This window comes from Ramlibacter sp., assembly GCF_035706265.1.
Lineage (GTDB): Bacteria > Pseudomonadota > Gammaproteobacteria > Burkholderiales > Burkholderiaceae_C > Ramlibacter.
In genome coordinates this window covers 1-6,412 of the sequence record NZ_DASSVG010000354.1, presented here as the reverse complement: position 1 = coordinate 6,412, position 6,412 = coordinate 1, and the positions used below count along the sequence as shown (strand labels likewise).

5 protein-coding genes and 1 pseudogene are annotated in these 6,412 nt (G+C 72.4%); 4 read left to right on the top strand and 2 right to left on the bottom strand.

All coding sequences use genetic code 11. The features are described from left to right. The 4 genes and pseudogenes from VFM98_RS12980 to VFM98_RS12965 all read left to right on the top strand — a co-directional run. Positions 1-410, top strand: a pseudogene (locus tag VFM98_RS12980) (hydrogenase formation protein HypD); the annotation flags it as partial. Continuing rightward, positions 403-1,461 (top strand): hydrogenase expression/formation protein HypE, encoded by a 1,059-nt coding sequence (gene hypE / locus VFM98_RS12975; RefSeq protein ID WP_325110340.1) that lies wholly within the window; start codon positions 403-405, stop codon positions 1,459-1,461. The pseudogene VFM98_RS12980 and the gene hypE, both read left to right, overlap by 8 nt. A 1-nt stretch (position 1,462) precedes the next feature. Next, a complete protein-coding gene (locus tag VFM98_RS12970) occupies positions 1,463-3,175 on the top strand; it encodes a hydrogenase maturation protein (RefSeq protein ID WP_325110339.1) in 1,713 nt (570 codons plus the stop codon). After that, positions 3,172-4,602, top strand: a complete 1,431-nt coding sequence (locus VFM98_RS12965; RefSeq protein ID WP_325110338.1) for a sigma-54 dependent transcriptional regulator — start codon at positions 3,172-3,174, stop codon at positions 4,600-4,602. The genes VFM98_RS12970 and VFM98_RS12965 overlap by 4 nt, the downstream gene beginning before the upstream one ends. A 151-nt stretch (positions 4,603-4,753) precedes the next feature. On the opposite strand, the gene VFM98_RS12960 is transcribed toward VFM98_RS12965, so the two are convergent. Continuing rightward, positions 4,754-6,094, bottom strand: a complete 1,341-nt coding sequence (locus tag VFM98_RS12960; protein WP_325110337.1) for a PAS domain-containing sensor histidine kinase — start codon at positions 6,092-6,094, stop codon at positions 4,754-4,756. Positions 6,095-6,106: 12 nt separating this feature from the next. Next, positions 6,107-6,412 (bottom strand): nickel-dependent hydrogenase large subunit (locus VFM98_RS12955; RefSeq protein ID WP_325110336.1); only part of this gene is annotated, 306 nt, incomplete at its 5' end.

Here is a 6,412-nt window from a genome sequence, read left to right as displayed (position 1 = left end):
AGGTGAACGAGGGCCGCTGCGAGGTGGAGAACGAATTTGCGCGCGCCGTCACGCGCGAGGGCAACGTCAAGGCGCAGGACCGGGTGGCGCAGGTGTTCGAGCTGCGGCGCGAGTTCGAGTGGCGCGGCCTCTCGGTGGTGCCTTATTCGGCGCTGCGCATCCGCGGCGACTACGCGGCCTTCGACGCCGAGCGCCGCTTCGGCCTGCAGTACCGGTCCGTTGCCGACAACAAGGCCTGCGAGTGCGGGGCGATCCTGCGCGGCGTCAAGCGGCCGCAGGACTGCAGGCTGTTCGGTACCGTGTGCACGCCCGACAACCCCGTGGGCTCCTGCATGGTCAGCAGCGAAGGCGCCTGCGCGGCGCACTACGGCTACGGCCGCTACAAGGACATGGCAACGAGCGATGGCTGAAGTGAAGCGCGGATACACGCGCCCCCTGGACCTGAAGAACGGCCGCGTCGACCTGACGCACGGCGCCGGCGGCCGCGCCATGGTGCAACTGGTGCGCGAGCTGTTCGCGGCGCAGCTGGGCAACGACTACCTGGGGCAGGGCAACGACGGCGCCGTGCTGCCGTTGCCCGCCGGCGAAGGCGCGCGGCTGGTGATGTCCACCGATTCGCACGTGGTCTCGCCGCTGGAGTTCGCCGGCGGCGACATCGGCTGCCTGTCGGTGCACGGAACGATCAACGACGTGGCGATGATGGGCGCCACGCCGCTGTACCTCGCCGCCGGCTTCATCCTGGAAGAGGGTTTCCCGCTGGCGGACCTGGCGCGCATCGTCGAGTCGATGGCGCAGGCCGCGCGCGCGGCCGGCGTGCCGGTGGTCACGGGCGACACCAAGGTGGTCCAGCGCGGCAAGGGCGACGGCCTCTTCATCACGACCACCGGCGTGGGCGTGCTGCCGGCCGCCGTCGAACTCGGCGGCGACCGGGCGCGGCCCGGCGATGCGATCCTGGTCTCCGGCACGCTGGGCGACCATGGCGTGGCGGTGATGAGCCGGCGCGAGAACCTGTCCTTCGAGGCGCCGGTGGAGTCCGACACGGCGGCGCTGCACGGGCTGGTGGCGGCGATGCTCGCCACCGGCGCGCAACTGCGCTGCCTGCGCGACCCCACCCGGGGCGGGCTGGCGGCCACGCTCAACGAGATCGCGCAGCAGTCCGGCGTCGGCATGCTGCTGCGCGAAAGCGCGATCCCGGTGCGGCCGGCAGTGGCGGCCGCCTGCGAGCTGCTGGGGCTCGATCCGCTGGACGTCGCCAACGAGGGCAAGCTGGTCGCGGTGTGTGCGGCGGTGGACGCCGACCGGCTGCTGGCCGCCATGCGGGCGCATCCGCTCGGGCGCGAGGTCGCGCGCATCGGCGAGGTGGTGGCCGACGCCCACCGCTTCGTGCAGATGGAAACGGCGTTCGGCGGCCGGCGCATCGTCGACTGGCTGGCGAGCGATCCGCTGCCGCGGATCTGCTGACATGCGCATCCTGCTGCTCGCCCACGCCTTCAACAGCCTCACGCAGCGGCTGTGGGCCGAGCTGCAGGCGCGCGGGCACACGCTCTCGATCGAGTTCGACATCGCCGATGCGGTGACGGAGGAGGCGGTGGCGCTGTTCGAGCCGGATCTCGTGCTGGCGCCTTACCTGCGGCGCGCCATTCCCGAGCCGGTGTGGGGCCACGTTCGCTGCCTGGTCGTGCATCCGGGCATCGTGGGCGACCGCGGGCCGTCGGCGCTGGACTGGGCGCTGCAGGAAGGCGAGGCGCGCTGGGGCGTCACGGTGCTGCAGGCCGAGGCGGAGATGGACGCCGGGCCGGTGTGGGCCAGCGTGGAGTTCCCGCTGCGCGCGGCCAGGAAATCCAGCGTGTACCGCAACGAAGTGAGCGCCGCGGCGCTGCACGCCGTGCTGCTGGCGATCGAGCGCATCGAAGGGGGATCCTTTATTCCGACGCGGCCGGAGCACGTGCCCGGTGCGCGCGGGCGATTGCGGCTCCTGATGCGGCAGGCGGACCGCGCGATCGACTGGACGCGCGACGGCACGGAGGCCATCCTGCGCCGGATCCGCGCCGCCGACGGCTTCCCCGGCGTGGCCGACCGCCTGTTCGGCGAGGCCTGCCACCTGTACGACGCCTGGCCCGAGGCGCGCCTGCGCGGCGCGCCCGGCGCCGTGATCGCGCGGCGCGAGACGGCGCTGCTGCGCGCCACGGTCGATGGCGCCGTGTGGATCGGCCACGTCAAGCGCGCCGGCTCCATCAAGCTGCCGGCTGTGCTCTCTTTTCCGGAGCAGAGCGCAGCGCTGCCCGAAGCGCCGCTGGCAGGCTGGTGGCGCGCGGCGGAGCCGACGTGGCAGGACATCGCGTACGAGGAGCAGGCGGCGGTGGGCGTGCTGCACTTCGAGTTCTACAACGGCGCCATGTCCACGGCGCAATGCGAGCGGCTGCGCAACGCGCTGCTCTGGGCACGCGCGCGACCGGTGCGCGTGCTGGTGCTGGCGGGCGGGCAGGACTTCTGGTCCAACGGCATCCACCTGAACGCGATCGAGGCCGAGAGCCTGCAGGGCGGCTCGGCGGCCGACGCCTCCTGGCGCAACATCCAGGCCATCGACGACCTCGCGCTGGAACTGATCACCACCGAGAGTCAGCTCACCGTCGCGGCGCTGGCCGGCAACGCCGGCGCGGGCGGCTGCTTTCTCGCTCGCGCGGCCGATTACGTGTGGGCGCGCGAGGCCGTGCTGCTGAACCCGCACTACCGCAACATGGGCAACCTGTACGGCTCGGAGTACTGGACCTACCTGCTGCCCAAGCGCCTGGGCGCCGAGGGCGCGCAGGCCGTGATGCGCAACCGCCAGCCGCTCACCGCGCGGGCTGCGCTGGCCAGCGGGTTCATCGACGAGTGCATCGCAGGGGACGCGGCCACGTTCGCCGCGGAAGTCGCACGCCGCGCGGCGGCCCTCGCCGCCGATCCGGCCTTCGCGCAGCGCCTGGCGGACAAGCGCGCCGCGCGCGCGGCCGACGAGGCGGCCAAGCCGCTGGCCGCCTACCGCGCGGAGGAGCTCGCGCAGATGCGGCGCAACTTCTACGGCTTCGACCCGAGCTACCACGTGGCGCGGCACCACTTCGTGCACAAGTCGCCCGCCTCCTGGACCCCGCGCCACCTGGCGCGCCACCGCGAGCTCGCGGGGAGGACGGCATGACCATGCCGCGCCCGGCTTCGGTTCTCGTCGTCGACGACGAGCCGCGCGCGCTCGAGACCCTGCGCCGCACGCTGGAGGACGACTTCGAGATCTTCACCGCCGGCTCCGGCGCCGAAGGCCTGCAACTGCTGGAGCAGGAGTGCGTGCAGATCGTGGTGTCGGACCAGCGCATGCCGGGCATGTCCGGCGTGGAGTTCCTGCGCAGTGTGCGGGCCCGCTGGCCCGACACGATCCGCATGATCCTCTCCGGCTACACCGAATCCGAGGACATCATCCGCGGCATCAACGAGGCGGGCATCTGGCAGTACCTGCTCAAGCCCTGGCGGCCCGACCAGCTGTTGCTGACGCTGCAGGGCGCGGCGCAACTCTGGCGCCTGCAGCAGGAGAACCAGCGCCTCACGCTGGAACTGCGCGCCAGCCCGGAGCAGCTCTCGCTGCGCGTGGCGACGCTGCGGCAGAAGGCCCGCGCACAGGCCGGCTTCGACGGCCTCACGCGCGCGCCCGACAGCCCGTTGAACGCGGTTTGCACGCTGGCCGCCAAGGTGGCCGGCCACGACCTCGCCGTGCTGGTGACGGGTGAATCGGGCACCGGCAAGGAGGTGCTGGCGCGGGCGATCCACTATGCGAGCGCGCGCGCCGAGGGGCCGTTCGTGGTGGAGAACTGCGGCGCGCTGCCCGACACGCTTCTGGAAAGCGAGCTGTTCGGCCACCGCAAGGGCGCTTTCACCGGCGCCACCGAATCGCGCACCGGCCTGTTCCAGCAGGCCGATGGCGGCACGCTGTTCCTCGACGAGATCGGCGACACCTCGCCGGCCTTCCAGGTCAAGCTGCTGCGCGCGCTGCAGGAAGGCGAGATCCGGCCGCTGGGCAGCCCGCGGCCGGTGGCGGTGGACGTGCGCCTGATCGCGGCCACGCACCGCGACCTGGAGGCCGACGTGGCGGCGGGCCGCTTCCGCGCGGACCTGTACTACCGCATCGCCGGCATGACGCTGCACCTGCCGCCGCTGCGCTCGCGCCCGCAGGACGTGGCGCCGATCGCCGAGGCGATCCTGCGCGCCCACGCGCCGGCAGAGGCACGGCTCTCCCCGCAGGCGCTCGCCTGCCTGCGCGCCTATCCCTGGCCGGGCAACGTGCGCGAGCTGCAGAACGAGGTGCGGCGGGCGCTGGCGCTGGCCGAGGGGCCGATGCTGGGCGCGGAGCTGTTCACGCAGCGGGTGCGGGAGGCGGGAGGCACCTTCCCCGTCGTCTCGCCGGGCGATGCGCCCCCGGGCATCCTGCGGCAGCACGTCGCGAGCGTCGAGGCGCAGTTGATCCGCGATGCGATGGAGCGCCACCACGGCAACAAGACGCGGGTGGCGGGGGAGCTCGGGCTCACCCGGGTGGGCTTGCGGATGAAGCTGGCGAAGCTGGGGCTGACGGAGCCGTGATCCCCCAGGCGCCGGCGAGTTCGTAGGCTGGTGCTGAGCGCCGCAGGCCGAAGCCCAGCGATCGGCGAGCGCCGCGAAGCTGGGCTTCCTGCGCTTCGCACGTCAGCACCAGCCTACGGGATCGCCACGCATCGAGCGGGTGGCACGCACCTCAAGCACTCAGCGGCAGCGTCACGCTGAACACCGCCCCTCCCTCCGCCGCGTTCTCCGCCTCCAATCGCCCCCCGTGCTTCTCCACGATCCCGTAGCTGATCGACAGGCCCAGGCCCGTGCCCTTGCCCACCGGCTTGGTCGTGAAGAAGGGCTCGAACAGGCGTGACAGGTGCTCGGGCCGCAGGCCCGGCCCGTTGTCGGCGAAGCGCAGGACGACGCCGTGCTCGCCGCGCGCGCAGGTGATCGCCAGCCGCGGCACGCGGTCGTCCAGCGCCGACGCGGCGTCGTAGGCGTTCTGGATCAGGTTCATCATCACCTGCAGCAGCTCGCCCGGACTGCCGTTCACGTGGACGGGCGCGCCGGGTTCGAACATCACCTCGAACTGCGGGGCCGTGCCCTTGCGCACCCAGTGGATCGCGCGCTGCACCACCTCCACGAGGTCCACCCGCGTGGCCTCCTCGCAGACGCCGGAGGAGAAGCGCTTGAGGCCGTTCACGATGTCGGCCGTGCGCTGCGCGCCTTCCAGCGTTCCTTCCGTGAGCGAGGGCAGGTCGGCGAGCAGGCGGTCGATGCGCAGTTCGCTCCGCAGCGCCGCGAGGTGCGGCGGCTGCTCCTGCGCGTGCACGGCGGCGAGGTAGCGCGTGAGCCGGTCGCCATAGCGCTGCAGCACGTGCACGTTGCCCAGCACGAAGCTGATCGGGTTGTTCAGTTCGTGCGCGACGCCGGCCACCAGCCGCCCCAGCGACGCCATCTTCTCCGACTGCAGCAGCTGCTGCTGCGCCTGCTTCAGCGCGTCGTGCGCGTCACGCAGCTGCCGGTAGGCGCGCTTCAGTTCGCCCAGCGGCCTTCCCACCAGCACGCGGCCGACGGGCCGCCCGGCGCTGTCGCGGCGCAGCGTGCAGTTCATGTCCACCGGCACCGGGCCGGCAGCGCCGCGCAGGTTCAGCTCCACCACCGCGCCTTCGCGCGATCCCGAGTGATGCAACGCGAGCTGCCAGCGCTCGATGCTCTCCTCGTCGGCGAGCAGGTCCACCACCGGCGTGCCGCGCAGCTGCGCGTCGCTCGCGCCCACCAGCTCGCACAGGGCAGGATTGGTCTCCTCGATCAGGCCTTCCTCGCTGCAGGCCACCAGCACGTCGCTCATGGCCGCCAGCAGGCTGAAGATGAAGCGCTGCGACTGCTCCAGCTGCGCGTTCTTGTTCTCCAGCTCGGTCTCGTCGTCGACGAGGCGCGAGTAGACCTCGTCCATCTTCTGGATCACGTCCAGCCAGGTCGCCTCGTTCACGCCTTCCAGTTCGCCGGAAGGCAGGTTCTGCAGGGGCGAGGGGCGCGGCGGCACGGCTGCGGCTCCTCAGTGCACGGTGCAGACCATGCAGGGGTCGAAGGAGCGCACGATGTGGCGCACGGCGACGCTGCGTCCGCGTCCGCGTGCGTCCTCATCGACCGGGGCGCCGACCAGTGCCATCTCCAGCGCGCCGGGCGTGCCGGCCGCATCGCGCGGCGAGAAGTTCCAGCTGGTAGGCGCCACGATCTGGTAGCTGGCGATGCGGCCCCCTTCCACGCGCAGCCAGTGGCCCAGCGCGCCGCGCGCGGCCTCCGCCAGGCCCTCGCCCTGCGCTTCGGCGGGCGTCTCGTGCGGGGCGTGGAAAGGCTCGCC

What these genes read in the sequence shown, in the direction of transcription:
- VFM98_RS12970 (WP_325110339.1), top strand. Translation starts at nt 1,463, where the DNA reads ATGCGCATCCTGCTGCTCGCCCACGCCTTCAACAGCCTCACGCAGCGG.
- VFM98_RS12965 (WP_325110338.1), top strand. Translation starts at nt 3,172, where the DNA reads ATGACCATGCCGCGCCCGGCTTCGGTTCTCGTCGTCGACGACGAGCCG.
- hypE (WP_325110340.1), top strand. Translation starts at nt 403, where the DNA reads ATGGCTGAAGTGAAGCGCGGATACACGCGCCCCCTGGACCTGAAGAAC.